This window comes from Chthoniobacter sp. (assembly GCF_040003245.1).
In the GTDB taxonomy this organism is placed as follows: domain Bacteria; phylum Verrucomicrobiota; class Verrucomicrobiia; order Chthoniobacterales; family Chthoniobacteraceae; genus Chthoniobacter.
Genome location: NZ_JBDUCX010000117.1, coordinates 1 through 19,814 on the forward strand (window position 1 = coordinate 1; position 19,814 = coordinate 19,814).

At 63.5% G+C, this 19,814-nt stretch carries 19 protein-coding genes; 12 read left to right on the forward strand and 7 right to left on the reverse strand.

What is annotated here, in order from left to right:
• The first annotated feature begins 24 nt into the window (after positions 1-24).
• Both ABJF10_RS16670 and ABJF10_RS16675 read left to right on the forward strand, forming a co-directional pair.
• A complete protein-coding gene (locus ABJF10_RS16670; protein WP_348545722.1) occupies positions 25-1,047 on the forward strand; it encodes an ABC transporter permease in 1,023 nt (340 codons plus the stop codon).
• Positions 1,044-2,051 (forward strand): substrate-binding domain-containing protein, encoded by a 1,008-nt coding sequence (locus ABJF10_RS16675; RefSeq protein WP_348545723.1) that lies wholly within the window; start codon positions 1,044-1,046, stop codon positions 2,049-2,051. The genes ABJF10_RS16670 and ABJF10_RS16675 overlap by 4 nt, the downstream gene beginning before the upstream one ends.
• A gap of 575 nt (positions 2,052-2,626) precedes the next feature.
• On the opposite strand, the gene ABJF10_RS16680 is transcribed toward ABJF10_RS16675, so the two are convergent.
• Both ABJF10_RS16680 and recG read right to left on the reverse strand, forming a co-directional pair.
• Positions 2,627-3,808 (reverse strand): trypsin-like peptidase domain-containing protein, encoded by a 1,182-nt coding sequence (locus ABJF10_RS16680; protein ID WP_348545724.1) that lies wholly within the window; start codon positions 3,806-3,808, stop codon positions 2,627-2,629.
• 7 nt (positions 3,809-3,815) lie between these two features.
• Positions 3,816-5,891: an ATP-dependent DNA helicase RecG gene (recG, locus tag ABJF10_RS16685; protein ID WP_348545725.1), complete on the reverse strand. Its 2,076-nt coding sequence runs from the start codon at positions 5,889-5,891 to the stop codon at positions 3,816-3,818.
• 148 nt (positions 5,892-6,039) lie between these two features.
• Between recG and ABJF10_RS16690 the strand changes: the two genes are divergently transcribed.
• The 5 genes from ABJF10_RS16690 to ABJF10_RS16710 all read left to right on the forward strand — a co-directional run bounded on the left by ABJF10_RS16690 (position 6,040) and on the right by ABJF10_RS16710 (position 9,308).
• Positions 6,040-6,561 carry a hypothetical protein gene (locus tag ABJF10_RS16690; protein WP_348545726.1) on the forward strand — a complete coding sequence of 174 codons (522 nt, stop codon included), beginning with the start codon at positions 6,040-6,042 and terminating at the stop codon, positions 6,559-6,561.
• Positions 6,558-6,839: a DUF167 domain-containing protein gene (locus ABJF10_RS16695; RefSeq protein ID WP_348545727.1), complete on the forward strand. Its 282-nt coding sequence runs from the start codon at positions 6,558-6,560 to the stop codon at positions 6,837-6,839. The genes ABJF10_RS16690 and ABJF10_RS16695 overlap by 4 nt, the downstream gene beginning before the upstream one ends.
• An 87-nt stretch (positions 6,840-6,926) precedes the next feature.
• Positions 6,927-7,262, forward strand: a complete 336-nt coding sequence (locus ABJF10_RS16700) for a DUF3467 domain-containing protein (RefSeq protein ID WP_348545728.1) — start codon at positions 6,927-6,929, stop codon at positions 7,260-7,262.
• A 108-nt stretch (positions 7,263-7,370) separates the two neighbouring features.
• Positions 7,371-8,297 (forward strand): sugar phosphate nucleotidyltransferase, encoded by a 927-nt coding sequence (locus tag ABJF10_RS16705; RefSeq protein ID WP_348545729.1) that lies wholly within the window; start codon positions 7,371-7,373, stop codon positions 8,295-8,297.
• 18 nt (positions 8,298-8,315) lie between these two features.
• The gene (locus ABJF10_RS16710; RefSeq protein WP_348545730.1) at positions 8,316-9,308 is read left to right on the forward strand and encodes a phosphotransferase; all 993 of its coding nucleotides are present in this window, start codon (positions 8,316-8,318) and stop codon (positions 9,306-9,308) included.
• 66 nt (positions 9,309-9,374) lie between these two features.
• Here the strand turns inward: ABJF10_RS16710 and ABJF10_RS16715 are convergent, their stop codons facing one another.
• The 5 genes from ABJF10_RS16715 to folP form a co-directional block, all read right to left on the reverse strand.
• On the reverse strand, positions 9,375-11,180 hold the full coding sequence (locus ABJF10_RS16715) for a tetratricopeptide repeat protein (RefSeq protein ID WP_348545731.1): 1,806 nt from the start codon (positions 11,178-11,180) through the stop codon (positions 9,375-9,377).
• Between the two features lie 10 nt (positions 11,181-11,190).
• Positions 11,191-11,814 (reverse strand): dethiobiotin synthase, encoded by a 624-nt coding sequence (bioD, locus tag ABJF10_RS16720; protein ID WP_348545732.1) that lies wholly within the window; start codon positions 11,812-11,814, stop codon positions 11,191-11,193.
• Between the two features lie 3 nt (positions 11,815-11,817).
• Positions 11,818-13,242 carry a phosphoglucosamine mutase gene (gene glmM, locus ABJF10_RS16725; protein WP_348545733.1) on the reverse strand — a complete coding sequence of 475 codons (1,425 nt, stop codon included), beginning with the start codon at positions 13,240-13,242 and terminating at the stop codon, positions 11,818-11,820.
• Positions 13,243-13,307: 65 nt separating this feature from the next.
• A complete protein-coding gene (cdaA, locus tag ABJF10_RS16730; protein ID WP_348545734.1) occupies positions 13,308-14,171 on the reverse strand; it encodes a diadenylate cyclase CdaA in 864 nt (287 codons plus the stop codon).
• Entirely contained in the window at positions 14,168-15,013 is an 846-nt protein-coding gene (gene folP, locus ABJF10_RS16735; protein ID WP_348545735.1) for a dihydropteroate synthase, read from the reverse strand. Before folP ends, cdaA begins: the two co-directional genes overlap by 4 nt.
• 251 nt (positions 15,014-15,264) lie before the next feature.
• On the opposite strand from folP, the gene ABJF10_RS16740 reads away from it, so the two are divergent.
• The 5 genes from ABJF10_RS16740 to ABJF10_RS16760 all read left to right on the forward strand — a co-directional run.
• On the forward strand, positions 15,265-16,431 hold the full coding sequence (locus tag ABJF10_RS16740) for a hypothetical protein (RefSeq protein ID WP_348545736.1): 1,167 nt from the start codon (positions 15,265-15,267) through the stop codon (positions 16,429-16,431).
• A complete protein-coding gene (locus ABJF10_RS16745) occupies positions 16,428-17,183 on the forward strand; it encodes a putative 4-mercaptohistidine N1-methyltransferase (RefSeq protein WP_348545737.1) in 756 nt (251 codons plus the stop codon). The genes ABJF10_RS16740 and ABJF10_RS16745 overlap by 4 nt, the downstream gene beginning before the upstream one ends.
• 220 nt (positions 17,184-17,403) lie before the next feature.
• A complete protein-coding gene (locus tag ABJF10_RS16750) occupies positions 17,404-17,994 on the forward strand; it encodes a methyltransferase domain-containing protein (RefSeq protein ID WP_348545738.1) in 591 nt (196 codons plus the stop codon).
• Positions 17,995-18,103: 109 nt separating this feature from the next.
• Positions 18,104-18,925: a DUF4339 domain-containing protein gene (locus ABJF10_RS16755; protein ID WP_348545739.1), complete on the forward strand. Its 822-nt coding sequence runs from the start codon at positions 18,104-18,106 to the stop codon at positions 18,923-18,925.
• 320 nt (positions 18,926-19,245) lie between these two features.
• Positions 19,246-19,814 (forward strand): transglutaminase-like domain-containing protein (locus ABJF10_RS16760; RefSeq protein WP_348545740.1); only part of this gene is annotated, 569 nt, incomplete at its 3' end.

Sequence of the window (19,814 nt, forward strand, 5' to 3'; positions counted from 1 at the left end):
GAGGAGGAGCTTTGAGCCACTAAAATGTCTATCTCTGCAGCCACACAAAACCGTCACAGCAGGTTCGGAGCGCTGCTCTTCCGCCATGAGACGATCCTCCTGCTCGTGCTGGTGGCCGAGTGGTTCTATTTCAATGCCGTGGGGCGCCGATTCGGAACGCTCGACAATACCTTCGACATCATGCGGCACTCGGCGGAGATCGGGCTCCTCGCGTTGGTCATGACACCGATCATCCTCACCGGCGGGATTGATCTCTCAGTCGGCTCGCTATTGGGACTCTGCGCGATTCTCTTCGGAAAACTATGGCGCGATGCGGGGATGTCCTTGCCGCTGGCGGCAGTCTGCACGCTCTTGATCGGCGCACTCGCCGGTGGCTTGAATGCAGTGCTGATCGCCCGCCTGCGGTTGCCCGCGTTGATCGTGACGCTCGGCACCTACTCGCTCTTTCGCGGGTTTGCCGAAGCCATCACGCGCGGGGTCGACACGTTCACCAATTTTCCCGACTCGTTCCTCGCCTTGGGCCAGCAGCATTTTGCCGGGTTGCCGACTCAGGTGTGGTTCTTCCTCGCAGTCGCCGTGGGCGTTTGGCTGCTCGTACATCGCACGACCTTCGGGCGTTCCCTGCGCGCGATCGGCTTTGCGCCGGAGGGTGCGCGCTTTGCCGGGTTGCCGGTCGAGCGGCGTCTGGCGCAGGCCTACATCCTCGCGGGCATCGTCGCGGCGCTGGCGGCGATCATTTACACGGCGCGCCTGGGTCAGGCGAAGGCGGATGCCGGCACGGGTTACGAGCTGTTCGCCATCACCGCGGTGGTGCTCGGCGGCACGAGCATCTTCGGCGGCGTGGGCTCGGTGCATGGCACGTTGCTCGGCGTGGCGGCAATTGCGGTGCTGAATAACGGCCTCGTGCACGCCCGCCAGCCGCGCGAGATGGCCGGCCTGCTCACCGGCGCCCTTTTGCTGGCGGCGCTCAGTGCCAGCACCTTGCCAAAGCTGCTCGCCAAGTTTCGCGCCCCGCGCCATCCTTCCGCCCCTCCCTCTTCCCCATGAAACGCCTCCTTTCCCTCGCCCTCTGCGCGTCCCTCGCGCTTTTGTCCGCCTGTAACAAAGCCCCGGAGAGCAGCTCCGGCCCAGGCTCGGGCGCGAAGAAACTCACCATCGCCCTCATGCCCAAGAGCAAGGGCAACGCCTATTTCATTTCCTGCAAAGCCGGCGCCGATGAAGCGGCGAAAGAGCTCGGCGTGGAACTGCTCTTCGATGGGCCTACCGAGCCCGACCCGGCGAAGCAAAACGAGATCATCGAGAACTGGATCACCCTCGGCGTCGATGTCATCGCCGCCGCCTGTGAGAACAAGGAAGGCATTTCCACCGCGCTGAAGAAGGCCCGCGAGAAGGGGATCAAAGTCGTGACCTACGATTCCGACGCGAATCCCGAATCACGCGATTTCTTCATCAATCAAGCGACCCCGCAAGGCATCGCCCAGACGCTCATGGATGAGGCCGCGCGGCTGACCGACGGCGAAGGGGAATTTGCGATCATCACCGCTTCGCTTACCGCGGCGAACATGAACGAATGGCGCAAGAACATCGAAGCGCGACTGGCGGAGAAGTACCCGAAGATGAAGCTCGTGGACACCAAGCCGTGCGACGACTTGAAGGACAAAGCCCAGGCCGAGGCGACGAATCTCCTGAGCGCGAATCCGAATCTCAAATTGATCATGGCCATCTGCTCCCCCGCCGTGCCCGGCGCCGCGGAAGCCGTGAAGCAGGCGGGCAAGACCGGCATGGTCAAGGTAATCGGGCTCGGTCTCCCCAGTGAGAATCGCAAGTACGTCCACGAGGGCGTGACGCAGAGCGTGGTGCTGTGGAAGACCAAGGATCTCGGTTATCTGACGATCAAGGCCGCCGTCGACCTCGCCAACGGCAAGCTCAAGCCCGGCGCGAAAGAATACGATGCCGGCAGACTCGGCACCCTGAAAATCGAAGGCGACAGCATCGTCCTCGGCCAGCCGTTCATCTTCAACGACTCGAACATCGATCAATTTGATTTTTAGCGCGTGGCCGGCGTGCGCGCCGAAGGCGCTCCCACTCCCGTCATCCTGAGCTTGCGAAGGACCTCTGATTTCGCTCCGGCATCTGACGCGGGGTCGAGAGCGCAAGCTTGGCGCCATCTTCTGCCGAATTGGTGAAGAAAGGCAGAGATCAGAGGTTCTTCGCAGGCTCAGAATGACGGGTGGAAGGGGGCGCGCGCTATACAAGTGAATGAAAAGCCGTTCCTCCCACCGCCCGATTTCAGCTTGCTATTTGCTGGTCTTTTGCTATCGTAGGTGTTGATGGTAGAAAAGGGTTTGAAGTGGTGATGTGATGGTGGTGAATGGGAATGGGAATGGTTCTTTGAAACACAAGGGGGAGTAAGTAGATGCAATTGATATGCAATAAGATACCACTGCGGGCGCTGTGGGGCGGCCTTGATTGGCCTATGGCGGCTCCAGAGTAGACTTAGGCGAGTCAAGGCTGGTCAAGGCTGGTCAAGGCTGGTCAAGGTCCGTATTTTTGTGTCGGTGCACGCGGCGCAGAGCGGCGGTAATGCCATTCAATGGCATTCAGATGGCGCCAAGCGATCTCGAACTTAGCGCGGGATGCGCGTGGGATTGGAGTTGAGCCCTGCGGGAGCCTCGACGATTTGGACGGTCAGCATTTGTTCCTGGCCATTGCGGACAATCGTGAGCTGAGCCTGGGAGTTCACATCGAGTTCCGCGACCCGGCTCCGGAAGAAGATTTTGTCCGGCACGGGGCGCCCATTGAAACGGCGGATGAGATCGCCGGGCTTGAGGCCCGCTTTCTCCGCTGGCGAGTCTGGCATGACTTGCGCCACGACCACGCCTGCGGCGTCGTGCAGCCCCAGGCTGTGCGCGGCTTCGGGGGTGATGTCCGAGATGTTCACCATGGTCACCCCGAGATAGCCGCGCACGATACGCCCCGTCTTCAGCACGCTCTCCAGCGCGCGCCGCGCCACGTTCGAGGGGATGGCGAAGCTGATGCCGAGCCATGCGCCTTCCTGGGAGGTGGAGAAGATGGCGCTGTTGATGCCGATGATCTCGCCCTTCAGGTTGATCAGCGGGCCGCCGGAATTGCCCTGGTTCACCGCGGCATCGGTCTGGAGGAATTCCACGCCGCTGTCCGCCATGGCGCGCCGCCCCTTGGCGCTGATGATGCCTTGCGTGACGGTCTCTTGCAGGCCGAAGGGATTGCCCACGGCGAAGACCATCTGCCCCACGCGCACGTTGTCGCTGTTGCCCAGTAACAGCGGCTCGATCTTGTCTGCGGTGATTTTCAGCACGGCGATGTCTGTCTGCTCATCGGAACCGATGAGTTGGGCGGGCAGCACCCGGCCATCGGTGAGCTGGACTTCAATCTTCTCCATGTTGGCGATGACGTGGTGATTGGTGAGGATGTGGCCTTCGAGCGAGACGATGACACCGGACCCCAGGGCCGTCTGCTCCTGCGGGGTGGGATTCCGGCGGCGAAAGAGGAATTCGAAGGGATCGATGACCGCGGGATTCTGGGCCTGGAGGTGGCGCGACGTCGTGATGCTGACCACCGACGGGATGACCGCCTGCACGAGCCGCGTGTATTCGGCGTCGAGCGCCGTCAGGACTTGCACGTCCTTCGGGTCGATCCTCGGGCCGTCGGCTGGCGTGTATTGTTCGGCCACGGCCTGGCCGTGCAGCCGATGATCGAGCTGCGACCAGCGGTACAGGCCGAAGGCGGCCAGGGCGGCGACGAGGAAGATGAAAAGCGAGCGGCGCATGAAGGGTCTAGCTGACTTGTGAAAGCATGAGCTTGCGGGTCTCGGCAAGCACGCGCCGAAAGCTTTCATTCTCCGGCTGGGCGAGTTGCGGGTCACGCTCGAAGAGCAGGAACGCCGCATTGCGGGCGAGGCGCATCCATTCGTGGTCGGCAATCGGGTTGCCGAGCTTGAGCGGGGGGAGACCGCTCTGCGCGGTGCCGAGGATGTCGCCGGGCCCGCGGAGCCGCAGGTCCGCCTCGGCGATGTCGAAGCCGTCGGAAGTCTCCTCGAGGATGCGCAGCTTTTCCGAGGCTTCCGCCTCCACTTTCGGGGAACGCAGCAGGATGCAATAGCTCTTGTGCCGGCCACGGCCGATGCGGCCGCGGAGCTGGTGCAGTTGGGCCAGTCCAAAGCGTTCGGCATTCTCGATCAGCATGATGGAGGCGTTCGGCACGTCGATACCGACTTCGATGACGGTGGTGGCGATCAGCGCCTTGGTCTCCCCACGCCGGAATTTCTCCATGATCGCGTCCTTCTCCTCGGGCGCGATGCGGCCATGGAGCAGGGCGCACGGCATCGGGGCGAGCAACTCCTGCCATTTGGCAAACTCGGTGGCTGCGGCCTTGGCTTCGAGTTTCTCGGATTCATCGATGAGCGGATAGACGACGTAAGCCTGCCGCCCGGCTTCAAGCTGTTCGCGCAGAAACTTGACCGCGTCCGGCAGCTTGGCCGTATCGCGCACGGCGGTGACGATCTTGCCGCGATGCGCGGGCAGTTCGTCGAGCGTGCTGACGTCGAGGTCGCCGTAGAGCGTCATGGTCAGCGTGCGCGGGATGGGCGTGGCGGTCATCACGAGGACATCCGGCGCGACGCCTTGGCTGCGCAGCCGGGCCCGCTGGAGAACGCCGAATTTGTGCTGCTCGTCGATGACGGCGAGGCCGAGCCGAGTGAAGCCCGCACCTTCGAAGAGCAGGGCGTGCGTGCCGACGAGGAGATGCGGCTCCTCGCCGGGCGAAGCTCCCGCGGAAATGAGGGGCAGGGCGGAGCTGTCTTCGCGGCGTGCGCCGGTGCGCAGCGAGACCCGCAGGCCGAGCGGTTCACAGAGGTGCAGGAAGTTGAGGTAATGTTGCTCGGCAAGGATTTGCGTGGGGGCCATGAGCGCCGCCTGGTAGCCGGCTTCGACCGCCAGGAGCATCGCGCTGAGGGCGACGAGCGTTTTGCCCGAGCCCACGTCGCCGTGCAGCAGGCGGTTCATCGGGTGCGTACTGGCCAGGTCGGCGCGGATTTCCGCGATGGCCCGCTGCTGCGCGCCGGTGAGCGGAAAGGGCAGCGCGGCGTGCAGTCGCTTCATCAAGGAATCGGAGACAAAATGCACCGCGCCAGGCTGGCTGGTTTGCTCAGCACGTTTGGCCGCCAGGCAGAGCTGCATGCCGAAAAATTCGGTGAGCACGAGATGCCGGCGCGCCTTTTCCAAGGCCTCCTGAGATTCGGGAAAATGGATCTGCCGCAGCGCCCACCCGCGCGGGGTGGCATCGAGCGTGGGAGGGAGCAGGGGATGGATCGGCGATTTCGCGACCAGCTCCAGCACGTCCCAAATCAGCCGGCGCATGACGCGGGGCGACAGCCCTTCGGTCGCCCGGTGAATCGGCGTGATGCGATTGAGATGGAGCGACACCTCGGCATCGTTTTCCACGATCTCGAATTCCGGGTGGGCAATGACGACGCTGGACTTGCTGTGTTTGGGCCGTCCGTAGACGACCAGCCGCTGGCCGGTGACGATCATCTTTTCCACCCAGTGCGCATTGAACCACCGGCAGATCAGCGGCTGGCTGAGGGCGTGAGAATTCTCCTCCTCCAGGACCACATCGAACATCTTCTGCCGGCCGCCAAACCGGCGCAGGCTGGTCTTCTTCACCAGGCCACACACGCAGACCGGCTGGTCGCTGTCGCCGGTGGGAAAGTGATCGAAGCGCGTGCGGTCCTCGTAACGCTTGGGAAAATGGGTGAGCAATCCGTCCACCGTGGTGATCCCGACACGCTCGAGCTGCCGCCGCCGGGGGACGGGAATCCAGTCCAGTTCGGTCAGCGGGGTGGCAGGATGCACGGCAAACCTTAACGGCAAATCGTGGGTCGCAGGCAAAAGAAATCCCCGGATTGGGCTAGATTCCTGCTTTGATAAAAATTTGAAGGAGCGGGAAAAGTCGGTTGACGATCATGTCTCCCGGGTTACCGTCCGCGCCTTTTATCAAGCTATGAACCAGAAACTCCGCATCTGCCTCATTCTGTGTGTCTTGGCCTTCATCGCACCTCTGTGTGGGCGCGCTGCGACCAGTGAATCGCTCTATAACCCGAAGACCGCGCAGAAGCTCGATCCGACGCAGGTGCCCAAGTTTGGCCCCCAAGCCGGCCGTTTCCGTTACGACCAGCGGATGATCCACGCCGCTGAGATCGCTGCTGCCCGGGCGAAGAAGCATTCCACCAGCCGTTGCTGGCACTACGTGAAGGACGCCTTGGTCGCGGCCCACATCATCCCCACCCGCCCGGCGTCGGAATTCGCCAAGCAAGCCGGTGGGGACCTGACGAAGAATTTCGGTTTCCAGCAGATCAAGGAAAGCAATCCATGGAAGGCCCCGCTGGGCTCGGTGATCGTTTACGGCGGCAAGGGAGCCGGCCATGTGGAGCTCCGCACGGAGCAAGGGTTTGTGAGCGACTTCCTTTCCCTGCACCCCTCTCCCCGGCCGCTGATCGGCATCTACATCAAGCCGCGCGCTTGAGTTTGGGCGCGAAGGCCATCCTGCGGTTGCGGGTCGTTCCGAATGCCCGTCGCAGTGAAGTCGTGGGCGTGCACGGCGACGCCATCAAGGTGAAGATCCAGGCCCCGGCGGTGGAAGGCAAAGCCAACGAAGCGCTGCGGGATTTCCTCGCCGAACGGCTTCAGGTTCCCGCTCGGGCGGTCGAAATCATTTCCGGCGGAAAGTCGCGGGACAAAGTCGTGGCCGTCGAAGGTCTGGAAACCGTGGAGGCGCGGAATCGTTTACTGGGCGGGAATTGACCGTATTTTCACCGGTGATAAAAAACTGCTAATTATGGCATTTCAGCAGTTGCAATGGGTCCCGACCGAGTTTAGCAAAGCACCCCTATGTCCAACCAACCCTCCAACCAACAAGTCCTTCAAGTTCGTTACGACGATCTCAAGGCGAGTTACGCCAACCACGTTTTGGTCAGTGTCGGTGCTGAAGAAGTCTATCTCGATTTCACTTCCGGCATCGTGGCTGATCGTCCCGGCGTGTCCCTGCTGCCGATCCACACCCGCGTGGCCATGACGCCCTCCGGCGTGGTGCGCCTCGCGCAATTGCTCGCCCAGACCTGCCAGAACTTCCAGGTCGTGAACGTCGCCCCGCCGCCTCAGGAACCGCCGACGCAGGTCGCGCAGCCGCCGATCGAAGCGCCGAAAGACGAGAAGAAAGGCAAGTAACCCTTTTCGCGGTTCCGACCGCGAATTCCCATCCAACTTCCACCCGTCGTCCCCGCCGAATAACCGGCCCGAGGGACGGCGGGTGGATTTTTTGCTAGAAACCCACGAGTGATCCGCACTGCTTTCGTTCTCGGCGCCGGCCTCGGCACGCGACTCAAGTCGCTGACCGCCCGCCGTCCGAAGCCGCTCATCCCGGTCGCGAACCGGCCGCTGATCACCTACGCCTTCGACCACCTGCTCGGCATCGGCGTCGAGCGCCTGGTCGTCAATACCCACTGGCGCTCGGAAGCCTATGCGCGCTTCTTCCCGGAGCCGGCCTACCGCGGCGCGCCGCTCGCCTTTCGCGACGAGCAGCCAGAGGTACTGGAAACCGCCGGTGGCATCTGGAATGTGCGCGACCTGCTCGGGCCCGGGACATTTCTCGTCTACAACGGCGACATCCTCAGCGATCTGCCGCTCGACAGTGCAGTGCGCGTGCATTTCGACTCCGGAAATGAGGTGACCATGGTGCTGCGTTCCTCGGGCGGGCCGCTGCAGGTCGCCTTCGATGCCACCAGCGGGCGCATCACGGACATCGGTGATCGCGTCGATGCGGCGGCCGGGCCGCGCTTCCTCTTCACCGGCATTTACCTGGTGAACTCCGATTTCATCGCGCGCATACCCGCCGCCACCAAGATCAGCGTCGTCCCCATTTTCTGCGACATGATTCGCGCCGGTGCGAAACTCGGCGGCGTGGTCATCGACGAGGGGCACTGGTGGGATCTCGGCAACCGCGAGCATTACCTCGCGGTCCACGGCGCGCTCGCGACGCCGCAGTCTGCCCCGTGGATCGATCCCACGGCGGAAATCGCGCCCACGGCGACGATCAGCGGCGCGACCGCCATCGGCCCCGGCGCCCGCATCGGCGAACATGCGAGCGTCAATGATTCTCTTGTCTGGGAAGGCGCGGAAATCGCTTCAGGTACACTCCTCAATCATTGTATCGTCACCGACGGTCAGCGTGTGGAAGGTATCCACTCCCACGCCGACTTCTGACGAACCGACAACTATCTGATGGCCGCCGTTTCCCAACTCATCGAAAAAACCGTCATCCGCTTCCCGCGTTTTGCGCGGCAGGAGATCATCGTCCATCCGCTGGAGAAGGGAGGCTCGGATCGGAAATTCTACCGCATGGCCTTTAGCGACGAGCACTCGATGATCCTCGCCAAGTATGGCCGGCAGCGGGAGGAGAACAGGCACTACGTGGCCATCGCGCGCTTTCTTGGCGAGGTCGGCGTGCGCGTGCCGGAGATTTATTTTCACGACGACGAGGAGGGCCTCATCTGGATGGAGGACCTCGGGGATCGCGATCTCTGGAGCTACCGCACCGAGCCATGGCCCCTGCGCCGCGATCTCTATCACAGCGCGCTCGATCAATTGCTCACCCTGCATACCCGCGCGCACGTCGCCACGCCGGTTGAGCCACCGCAGCTCCAGGCCGAGTTCAACGCCGAGCTCTATCGCTGGGAGCAAAATTATTTTCTAGAAAACTGTCTCGTGCGCCACTTCGGACTCGATGCGGATGACGTCGAGGAAAAGTGCGACCGCGCGCGGTTAAGCGAAATCGCCACGCAACTCGCCGAACTCCCGCGCTGTTACGTGCATCGCGATTTCCAATCGCAAAACATCGTCGTCAAGGACGGCACCGCGTGCTTCATCGATTTCCAGGGCATGCGCCCCGGCCTGCCGCAGTACGACCTCGCTTCGCTACTCTACGACCCCTATGTGCGCCTGCCTGACACCGAGCGTGCTGAGTTGCTCGACCACTATCTTGAAGCGCTGACGGATTTCGGCCAGACACCCGCTGCGGACTTCGCGGCCGTCTACGATCTCTGCGCCATGCAGCGCTTGATGCAGGCGCTCGGAGCCTACGGCTTTCTTGGCCACGTGAAGGAGCGTTCGCATTTCCTCGAGCACATCCCCGGGGCGCTCGCTTCCTTGCGCGAAGTGCTGGCGCGGATTCCGGGCCTCGATGGCTTGCGGGCGCAGTTGGCGGTTTTGGCATAAGCTTCCTGCGGCGCTTCGGCAAAGCCGCCCGGTCTTAAGGAAAGGGTCCGCACGCCGCTCGCCACGCTATGCCGGTTCGCGGTTCAATTTCGACACTGCTGCGGTGCGGCAGGAACGAGCGACCCGATCCAGCGCGGCATCCCAATCGCCCTCGGCTGGCTGGCGGAAGAGGCGCATGCCCGGATACCATGGTGTAGCCTCTCCCTCGCTTCCCCAGCGCCAATCGGCGACGAAGGGGAGCAATGTCCAGACGGGACGCCCCAGCGCGCCGGCGAGGTGCGCCGCGGCGGTATCCACCGAAATGACCAGGTCGAGCTCGGCCATCAACGCTGCCGTTTCGGCGAAGTCGGTGATGTTCGCCGTCACGTCGATCAGCCCGGCTTCCACCAGCGCCCGCGGCGTGTCATTCCCCGGCTCCGTTTGCCAGCCATAGAAAGCGACGCCGGGCAGGCGCAATAGGGGGAGGAATTTTTCGGCCGCAATGGAACGATACCGGTACCATTGGTGATCGCGGTTTCCCTCCCAAACCAGGCCCACGCGGAACGGTTGACCGGCACCGAGCCGCTCCCGCCAGGCGTGCCGCAGTTCGGGATCCGCGCGCAAATAAGGCTCCGCCATCGTTTGCGGTTCGAACAAACCGAGCGCCAGCGGCAGGCTCATCCATGGAATATGCCGGTCGAAGGGAGGCAGATCGCTTCCGTCCCACGTCTCGCGGGGAAAGACTTCGACGCCGTCGCCGATGGAAGAAGCGAACAACCGGACCAGTGGACGGCCGCATTCCAGGATCACCCGATCCACTCCGGGTCTCTGCCGCAAGAGCAGCACGTAACGCAGGAATTGCAGGGCATCGCCGTAGCCCTGCTCCGCATGCGCGAGGATCGTCTGGCCAGGCGCGGCCGGGCCATCCCATTGCGGTACGGGAAAACGCCGGCGGAAAGTCGAGAGCGGAGGGCATTGCCAGCGCCACTCATATTCTCTCCATCCTTCTTCGAAGCGGCCGAGGGACAAGAGCGCCAGCGAGCGAGTCCAGTGACCAAGTGGAAAACCGGGATCGACGGCGAGTGCCCGCTCGCAGAGCTGCCGCGCCCGCTCGTACTCGCCCCGTTCCAGTAGCGCCGCGGAGAGCCCGGTCAGCAAGCTGGCCGAATCCGACCGGAGCATCAGGGCGCGCTCGAGGCTCGCAACGGCTTCATCGCGCTGCCCTGCACCCAGACAGGCCATGCCGAGATTGCCGTGTGCTTCCACATAATCCGGCGCCAGGACCAGTGCGCGCTGGCAGCAGAGAATGGCCTCGTCCCAGCAGCGTCCCTTGAGCAGTGCTTCGGCCAGGTTGTTGTGCGCTTCCGCGGAGTTTGGCATCAGCGTCGCTAGCTGCCGATAGGTCACCGCCGCTTCCTGCGTCCGATCCTGTCTCATGAAAGCCAGGCCGAGATTGTTGAGGGTGCCCACGTGGTCGGGGCGGAGCGCCGCGCAGCGTTGCAAGCACGCGATGGCTTCGTCCCATCGTTCGAGTAGGGCCAGCGTGCTTCCGAGGTTGTTCAAGGCATCCGCAAAATCGGGCTGAAGAGCGACCGCGCGCCGGAGGTGATCGACCGCCTCATCCAATCGTCCGAGACGACGGCACGCCTCACCGAAATTGGATTCGTAGGCCGGGTTGTCGGGAGACAAAGCCACCGCCCGTTCGATCAAGTCACGGGCCTCTTCATGGCGTCCCGACATCAATGCGGCGGCGCCCAGCAGATGCAAGGCGTCGGCGTGGTTCGGTTGCACGGCGAGGATCTGGCGGTAGATCGCCTCCGCCGCAGCAAGATGCCCGGCCTGATGTTGAGCGATGGCCGCCTGCAGTGCTTGCTCGATGGTCAGCGCGGCCATGGGCGAAGTCTCAAGTGGTCGTGAGCTTGATCCCGCGCTGGCCGTAGGCGATGTCGAAAAGTATCGGCACTCCAGCCATCTCCTCGAGCACGCCGCGATTCGTCGTCGTCGCGATGTCTTCCTCCGCCGAGGGATGGTTGATGATCAGCCCGGCGCATTCGAGCCCGCGGGCGCGCACCGCGGCCACGGTCAGCAACGCATGGTTGAGCGCGCCGAGGCGGTTCGCGACGACGATGGCCACCGGCAGCCCGAACTCCGCCGCGAGATCCGCCACGAAGTAATCGCGCGTGATCGGCACGAGCCAGCCGCCCGCGCCCTCCACGATCAATGATTCGTGCGCGCTGCGAGCACGGGCGAAAGACTCGCGGATGAGGGCCAGGTCGACCGCGCGATTTTCAATCAAGCTGGCGGTGTACGGTGCGGCGGGTGCCCGCAGCCACACGGGGTTGACGTCATTGAGCGTGATCGCGCCGTCCGCCGCCGCGTGCAAAAGCGTCGCATCCTCGCGCTCACCGCAGCAGATCGGCTTGAGCCCCACGCAACCACGTCCCGCTGCGCGCAGTGCGCGGACGAGCAGCGCCGCGACATAGCTCTTGCCGACGTTCGTGTCGGTGCCGGTCAGGAAAAGGTTCACGCGTTACGCGCCGATTCGCTCGAGAATCGCGTTTGCAATCTGATCGGCCTGCACATTGATCCGCTCCCCGTCGCGCCCTTCAATGAGCAGCCGGATTTTCGGTTCCGTGCCGGAATAGCGCAGCAGTACGCGGCCCGCGCCCGCGAGTTCCTTCTCGGCTTCCTGCACCAGCTTGGTGACATCCGGAAGCTCCTCGAGCGGTTTCTTTTCGCGGACCTTCAAGTTGCGTTGCGCCTGCGGATATTTCGACAGGCAGGCCTTCAACTCGCTCAACGGCTTGCCCGTCTCCGTCATGATGCGGAGGATTTGCAGCGCGCTCACGATGCCGTCGCCGGTCGTCGAGAAATCGCGGAAGATCATGTGGCCGCTTTGCTCCCCGCCTACGTTGAGATCGTCCTTCATCATCGCTTCGATCACGTAGCGGTCGCCCACCTTGGTGCGCAGGACGCGCCCCGCGTGCTTTTGCAGCGTCTCATCGAGGCCGAAGTTGCTCATCACCGTGGCCACGAGCGTGTTCTGGGCGAGGCATCCCCGCTTGATGAAATCGAGGGCCGAGATAGCCATGATCTCGTCGCCGTCCACCACGTCGCCGTTTTCGTCGCAGAGCAGCACGCGGTCCGCATCGCCATCGTGGCTGATGCCCACCTGCGCCTTGGTTTCCTTGACGATGCGCTGGATTTCCTCGGGGTGCGTGCTGCCGCACTCGCGGTTGATGTTGCGGCCGTTCGGCGTGTTGTGCGCCACGATGATCTCCGCGCCGAGTTCCCGCAGGATGCACGGCGTCGACTTGTAAGCCGCGCCATTGGCGCAATCGACGGCGATGCGCATGTCCTCGAGGGTGCGCCCGCGCGGAAAGCTCTGCTTCGCAAACTCCACGTAGCGCCCGAGCGCATCGTCGATACGGGTCGCGCGGCCGATCTTCCCCGCGGTGGGCCGGATCGATTCGATCTCGCCGCTGAAGACCAGGTGCTCGATGCGCTGCTCGATCTCGTCGTCGAGCTTGTAACCATCGTGCCGGAAAAATTTGATGCCGTTGTCCTCGTAGGGATTGTGCGACGCGCTGAGCACGATGCCCGCATCCGCCCGCAGTGAGCGCGTGATGTAAGCGACCCCCGGTGTCGGCAGCGGCCCGATGAGCAACACGTCCGCCCCGAGTGACATCACCCCCGCAGCGAGCGCGTTCTCCAGCATATAGCCGGAGAGCCGCGTGTCCTTGCCGATGACGATGGTGGTGCGCCCGCCCGCGCGGCCAGCCTGCGCGCTCATTTCCGCGAAAACATGCGCCGCCGCGCGGCCCAGCTTAAGGGCGGTTTCCGCGGTTACCGGCTCGATGTTCGCCGTGCCGCGGACCCCGTCCGTGCCGAAGATCTTGCGTCCGCCGTTGCCGTTTTCGGTTTGAGAAATGGGTTTATTTTTTCGAGGTGCCATGGCTGCTGGCATCAAACTGGAATTTGTCCTGCGCATGGAAGCGCTTTTCGAACTCAATTTGAAAATTAGAAGGCGAGGCGGTCGTTTCCAGGCTCCGATGGATGACCGACCACAGAATGACGGCGAGTACCAGGGACAGCAGTTTTGCCAGCCAGTTGTTTAGTATCACTTTCATCTTTCAGGGTGAACAGTTCGGCGAGTCGATGATCGAAGCTTTCCGGGTCGAAGCTTCTTTCGATGAGCCCGCGATGACAAATGGAAACGATCCCCGTTTCCTCGGAGACGACAATGACAATCGCGTCGCTCTCTTCCGTGAGCCCCAGCGCCGCCCGATGTCGCAGCCCCAGCGCCCGGTCGAGGTCCGCGCGTTGCGTGATCGGGAAGATGCTCGCCGCCGAGATGATTCGGTCGTTGCGAATAATGATCCCGCCGTCGTGCAACGGCGTCTTGGGAAAGAAAATGCTCACCGCCAGCTCCGTCGAGAGCGCGCAATCGATCTTCACCCCGCTCTCGGCAAAGGCCTCGATATTCTGCCCGCGCTCGATCGCGATCAGCGCGCCGAGCTGGCGATTGGCGAGGTCGAAGGTGATCTCGCGCACCAGTTCCAGCGTCTCCCGGTTCTGATTGGCCGCGAAGAAAAGCCGGTGCCCGCCGAGCGCCGCCAGCCCGCGCCGCAATTCCGGTTGGAAGATAATGACCAGGGCGATCACCAGCACCTTTGACAAGCTCTCAAAGATCGCGCCGATGACCGTGAGGCCGAGGAGCTGGGAAAGCATCATCACCGCCAGGAACAGCACCACCAGCCCCACCAGCACATTCGCCCCGGGCGTCCCCTTGAAAAAGCGCCACGTGTAATAGATCGTCACCGCGAGCAGCGCGATTTCCACAGCGTCCTTCCAGTGCGCCACGGCGAAGTCGACCGGGTTCATGCAGCCGCCTCCTGGTCGAGGATGGCTTCCGTCATGCGGAGAGCCTCCAAATTGGGGCGCGCCTCGTGCACGCGAAAAACATTCGCCCCGCGCGTCCGCCCATAGCTGGTCAGGGCCACCGTCGGCCACGCCCGGTCCGCCAGCGCGTCACTGCCGGCGATTTTGCCGAGAAAGGATTTGCGCGATACCCCCAGCACCAGCGGTCGCCCCTCCACCTTCATGGCATCAAGGCTCCGCAGCAGAGCGAAATTGTGCTCCACCGTTTTGCCAAAGCCGATTCCGGGGTCGAAAGCGAGGCGCATAGGGTCGATCCCACACGCTAGGCAAGCGGAAAATGTTTGTCGAAAAAAATCCCTGATTTCCGCCACAACGTCGTCGTAGTGCGGCGCGCGCTGCATATCGCGCGGCGAGCCCTGCATATGCATGGCGATCGCGCCCGCGCCTGTCTCCCGCACCACGGCGCGCATCGCCGGGTCGCGCAGGCCGGTCACATCATTCACGATCTCCACGCCCGCTTCGATCGCCGCGCGCGCCACGGCGGGCTTCATTGTGTCAATCGAAAGGATGAAGCGCGCATCGCCCGCCAGCCGCTCGATCACCGGCAGCACCCGCTGCAATTCCTCCGTCTCCGGCACGGGCTGCGCGCCGGGCCGCGTCGATTCGCCACCGATATCGATGATCGCCGCGCCTTCCGCGACCAGTTGCCGCGCTTGGGCCACCGCGCTTTTCACCCCGGCAAATTGCCCGCCGTCCGAGAACGAATCGCTGGTCACATTGACCACGCCCATGATGAGCCCGCGCTGCGCGAGATCGAGAGTGCGGGTGCGGGTTTGCCAGGTCACCCTAGCCGCATCGCGCGTCTTGCCCGCGGGCGCAAGGCGAGATTGCCATTGCGCGCCGATTTGGTCACGTATTGCGCCGTAGCCCAGCCGTTTCCATCGTCCGTTCGGTCAGGGGACGACGCTCCACTTTACTCTGAACGCGGTCCGTCAGAATTGATTTGTTGGAAGAACGCCTGCGGGAATGCAACCATACCCTCCCGCACAACGTAGAAGTTGTTGCGAACCTAAAATATCAGCTACGTTAACCAACCATGAATGCCACCATCGAACAGACTCCTGTAGATCGTCCCCGCGAGTTCCCGCCGTTCAGCCTCAGCCGGCTGCTGCGCACGGTTTTCGACCCCAAGGCGGGCGAACGCGTCTGCGTCCTCATCGACCTGGAGAACCCGCAGGAGGTCGAAGGCTTCCGTTTCCTGCAAAATCCCGACCTCTCCATCCAGCGGCATGCGCACGACGCCATCTACCAGGGCCTGCGCAACGGCGTGATCTACGAACTCGGCCTCAAGGGCGGCGAAATGTTCGCCTACGAACTCACCGGCGGCAGCAACCTCGACCTGCCCACCACCGGCTACGCCACCGACGGCCGCGAGGTCGACCTCGTCGAGGACGTTTACAAGAAATACGACCTCATTCTCTGCGTCTCCACCTACTCGGCGACCGCGCCCCTCACCGCCTTCGCCAAGAAGTACGGCTTCCGCGGCGCCACCATGCACGGCATGAACCAGGTCATCCTCAGTTCCGGTCTGGCCGTCGATTATTTCGAAGTCAGCAAGCAGGCCGAAAAACTGCGCCTCGGGATGACCAAGGCCGATTGGGCGGAGATCGATTACGTCTTCGACCAGCAACGCTTCACCCTGCACCTCGACCTCGGCCAGCAGGAGGCGCAGAAGAGCCATGGCCTCTGCCGTGGCGGCCCCGATATCGCCAATCTTCCCGCGGGCGAAATCTACTACGTCCCCGCCGATGCCACCGGCCAGTTTCCGCACAAGTACGAGGACGGCACCATCGGCCTCATGACCGTCACCGGCGGCCGCATCAAGCAAGCCGCTCTCCTGCGCGGCAGCCAGGCCACCGTCGACGCGCACAACGAAAAGCTCACCTCCGATCCCGTCACCGGCGAACTCGGCGAACTCGGCTTCGGCACCCAGGAACTCCCTGTCTCCGGGCGCGACATCCAGGACGAAAAAATCCTCGGCACCATGCACGTGGCCACCGGCCGCAGCGACCATCTCGGCGGACGCCTCACGCCCGACCTCTTCGCCAACAAGAAGAACGCCACGCACGACGACATCCTCTTCTCGCCCACCAAGACCCCGGAAATCAACGTCCCGCAAGTGCGCCTGCACCGCAACGGCGAGACCGTCGTCCTGATCGAGAATTACGCGCCGGCCGCCTACCTGCGCGGCCTGCTCGCGTGAACATCTACGAGACCGACCAGCTTCTCGCCGAGTACCTCCTGTTTCACTACGGCGAGGATAATGATATCCTGCCCTGGCCAGGCGGCCCCGCGGACGCGTTGCACTACCCGGTGCGCTGCGTCACCGAGTGCTTCGACGTGAAATCGTTGCCGCCGAAGGCCCGCGCCCTCGACCTCGGGTGCGCGGTCGGTCGTTCCACCTTCGAACTCGCCCGCCACTGCGCCGAGGTCATCGGCATCGATTACTCCCAGCGCTTCATCACCGCCGCCACGCAGCTTCGCGATCAGCGCGAACTGCCCTACCTCCGGCGCGACGAAGGCGATCTGTCCACTCCGTCGGTCGCCCGCATCTCTGCCGACATCGACTGCCACCGCGTGCATTTCGAGCGCGGTGACGCCCTCGACCTGCGCGCCGACCTCGGCACCTTCGACGCCATCCTCATGGCGAATCTCATCGACCGCCTGAACGACCCGCGCCGCTTGCTCGAGCGCCTGCCCTCACTGGTCAATCCCGGCGGTCAGGTCGTCATCGCCTCCCCGTACACCTGGATGAGAGATTTCACGCCGCGCGAAAACTGGCTCGGGGGTTTCGAGCAGGACGGTCAACGCCGCCCCACGCGCGACGCCCTGCAATCCACGCTGGAGCCCCATTTCACCCTCCTCAAGACCAGCAACCAGCCGCTCCTCATCCGCGAACACGTCCGCAAGTACCAATGGAGCGTCGCCGAGACCACCACCTGGCGCCGCCACTAAATGAGTATGTTCGAACGCCCAGCTCGAGATGATCGCGCCGCCGAGCATGGCCATGGCGGCTTTTTGATAAACCGGGCGGACTGGCTCGAACGCCAGCGGCGTTCCATCATCCAGCCCAGGGTTGCGAGGAACGAGCTACCCTGGGTTCCTCACCACCAGCGGTTCCAACCCTGAAGGGGTTGAACAGAAAAGTGCGCGATTCTCTTTAAGTCCACCACCTATGCCCACCGATTGGGAAGCCCAGTATCAAACCAACGACACCCCTTGGGAAAAAGGCGCGCCCAGCCCCGGCCTCGTCGATTTCCTCGCCACCGAACCGGTCCACGGTCGCGTCCTCGTCCCCGGCTGCGGCTTCGGCCACGACGTCCGCGCCCTCGCCGCCACGGCGGAAGAAGTCGTCGGCCTGGACATTGCCACTCTCGCCGTCGAAGGCGCCCAACGCTTCCCCAAAGTCGGCGCCGAGCGCTACATCCAGGGCAATCTCTTCGACTTGCCTGAGGAAATGCGCGGCGCCTTCGACTGCGTCTTCGAGCACACCTGCTTCTGCGCGATCGATCCCTCGATGCGCCCCGCCTACGTCGAAGCCGTCACCGGTGCCCTGAAACCCGGTGGCTCATTCCTCGCCATCTTCTATCTCGACCCCGGCAACGCTTCCCCCGACGAAGGCCCGCCCTTCGAAGTCTCCATTGCCGAACTCGACCGCCTCTTTCTTCCCCGCTTCACGCTCCAGCGCGAATGGCTCCCGCAGCACGCCTACCCCGGCCGCGAAGGCCGCGAGTGGATGCGCCTGATGACGCTCTCCGCCCGCTAGCCATCCGGGGCTAATCTCTTTGACGCCTCCGGCGTCCAGTGAGTCACCCCACCGCAAATTTTCGCGCACAGGCTTGATTTTCTCTCCCTAATGCGGGCAAAACCCCTGCATGCAATGGTACTACAGCGCAGGCGGACAACAACAGGGCCCAGTGTCACAAGCCGAGCTGGAAGCTCTCGTTAGCAAGGGAACCGTCACCGCGGAAACGCTCGTCTGGCGGGAAGGACTGCCCAACTGGGCCGCCTATTCCACCGTCGCCACTTCTTCCCCCGCCATCCCCGGTGTGCCCGCTACCGCTCCTGTCGCGACCGGCCAGGCCCGTTGCGCCCAGTGCGGGCAGATCTTTGCCCAGGACGACATGGTCGCCTTTGAGAATTCGCACATCTGCGTCTCCTGCAAGCCCCTCTTTTTTCAGAAACTCAAGGAAGGTGCGCCCATCGGCGGCACCGCCCTGTGGAAGCAGAAAAAACGGCTCGTCGCGCCGCTCGATGCCGTCTTCCCGTCGCGCTGCGTGAAGTGCAATGCCCCCACGGATTCTCCGCAGAAGACACGCAAGCTCTACTGGCATCACCCGGCGGTTTACCTCGCCTTGTTGATCAACTTGATCGTCTACGCGATCATCGCCATGTGCGTGCGCAAGCGCACCACCGCCCTGGTGTCCATGTGCGACACGCATCGCGCCAGTCGTCGCAACGCGATTATCACCGCTTGGGTGCTGGTGGTGGTCGGCCTCGGCTCCATCATCGGGGGCATCGCCGCCGATTACGGCTGGGTCGCGGGTCTCGGCGTCCTCCTCCTCCTGGGAGGCATCATCTACGGCATCGCCCGGGGACGCATCATCTACGCGACCAAGATCGACAAGGAACGCGTCTGGCTGGGCGGCTGCGGCAAGGATTTCCTCGCCCAGTTCCCCGAGTGGTCTGGACCGTAGCGGGAGGGCGGTCATTCCAGTCTTGCGCGGCGGTTGGCGAGTGTTCCGCTGGCGACGAGCGCGCGCCACGGGTGTAGGGCGCGTGTCCCCACGCGCCGGGAGAAACCTGCGAATCCGATCTTCGCCCGGTGCGTGAGGACACGCGCCCTCCCCCGCACCGCAGTCTCTCAACGCCTGTAGCGGCGGTCTCTGACCGTCGTCATCTCCGCTCGTGAACCAGCCACCGACGCTCGGAGAGCGCCGCTACAGCCCCCGGAAGATTTCTCAAAAATCTTCCCACCCCCGCGTCACAACGCGGCGCGGCCTCTCAACAGCAGAGTATGAAACACTTTGCTTCCGCCTCCGCTCGCTCCAAGAAGTTCCTCGCCCTCGCCGCCCTCTTCCTCGCCGCCAAGCTCTCCGCCAGCGCGGTGGTCGACCTCGGCACCGCCGCCAGCGCCACCCCCTACGACCGCTACCTCACCCCGGTCAAGCAGGTCTTCAGCAACCTCCACAGCGACGAGGCCTCCATGGACAAGATCAACTCCCTGATGCGCACAGGCCGCGCCATCCACTACACCCGCACCCTGCCTTTCCAGCCCGCCACGCCCGAAGAAACCGCCACCCGCCACTACGGCGATTGCAAGGACAAGGCTCTCTGGCTCATGAGCCAACTCCAGAACCAGAACGTCCGCTTCGTCATCGGCAAGCTCGACCGCAACTCCCGCCTCAACCACGCCTGGCTGATGCTCGAGAAGGACGGCCAATGGTGGATCCTCGATTGCACCATGATGACCCGCGCCATCCCTGCCGACCGCGCCGGTGCCAACGAATACGTCCCCCTCTTCTCCTACAGCAAGAGCACCGCCTACCGCCACACCGACAAGGCCGGCCTGGTCGCCGAGACCGC

Coding starts and splice junctions, on each gene's coding strand:
- ABJF10_RS16680 (WP_348545724.1), bottom strand. CDS start 3,808: ATGCGCCGCTCGCTTTTCATCTTCCTCGTCGCCGCCCTGGCCGCCTTC.
- ABJF10_RS16755 (WP_348545739.1), top strand. CDS start 18,104: ATGCAATGGTACTACAGCGCAGGCGGACAACAACAGGGCCCAGTGTCA.
- ABJF10_RS16690 (WP_348545726.1), top strand. CDS start 6,040: ATGAACCAGAAACTCCGCATCTGCCTCATTCTGTGTGTCTTGGCCTTC.
- glmM (WP_348545733.1), bottom strand. CDS start 13,242: ATGGCACCTCGAAAAAATAAACCCATTTCTCAAACCGAAAACGGCAAC.
- ABJF10_RS16750 (WP_348545738.1), top strand. CDS start 17,404: ATGCCCACCGATTGGGAAGCCCAGTATCAAACCAACGACACCCCTTGG.
- ABJF10_RS16740 (WP_348545736.1), top strand. CDS start 15,265: ATGAATGCCACCATCGAACAGACTCCTGTAGATCGTCCCCGCGAGTTC.
- ABJF10_RS16710 (WP_348545730.1), top strand. CDS start 8,316: ATGGCCGCCGTTTCCCAACTCATCGAAAAAACCGTCATCCGCTTCCCG.
- ABJF10_RS16715 (WP_348545731.1), bottom strand. CDS start 11,180: ATGGCCGCGCTGACCATCGAGCAAGCACTGCAGGCGGCCATCGCTCAA.
- ABJF10_RS16675 (WP_348545723.1), top strand. CDS start 1,044: ATGAAACGCCTCCTTTCCCTCGCCCTCTGCGCGTCCCTCGCGCTTTTG.
- ABJF10_RS16670 (WP_348545722.1), top strand. CDS start 25: ATGTCTATCTCTGCAGCCACACAAAACCGTCACAGCAGGTTCGGAGCG.
- cdaA (WP_348545734.1), bottom strand. CDS start 14,171: ATGAACCCGGTCGACTTCGCCGTGGCGCACTGGAAGGACGCTGTGGAA.
- ABJF10_RS16700 (WP_348545728.1), top strand. CDS start 6,927: ATGTCCAACCAACCCTCCAACCAACAAGTCCTTCAAGTTCGTTACGAC.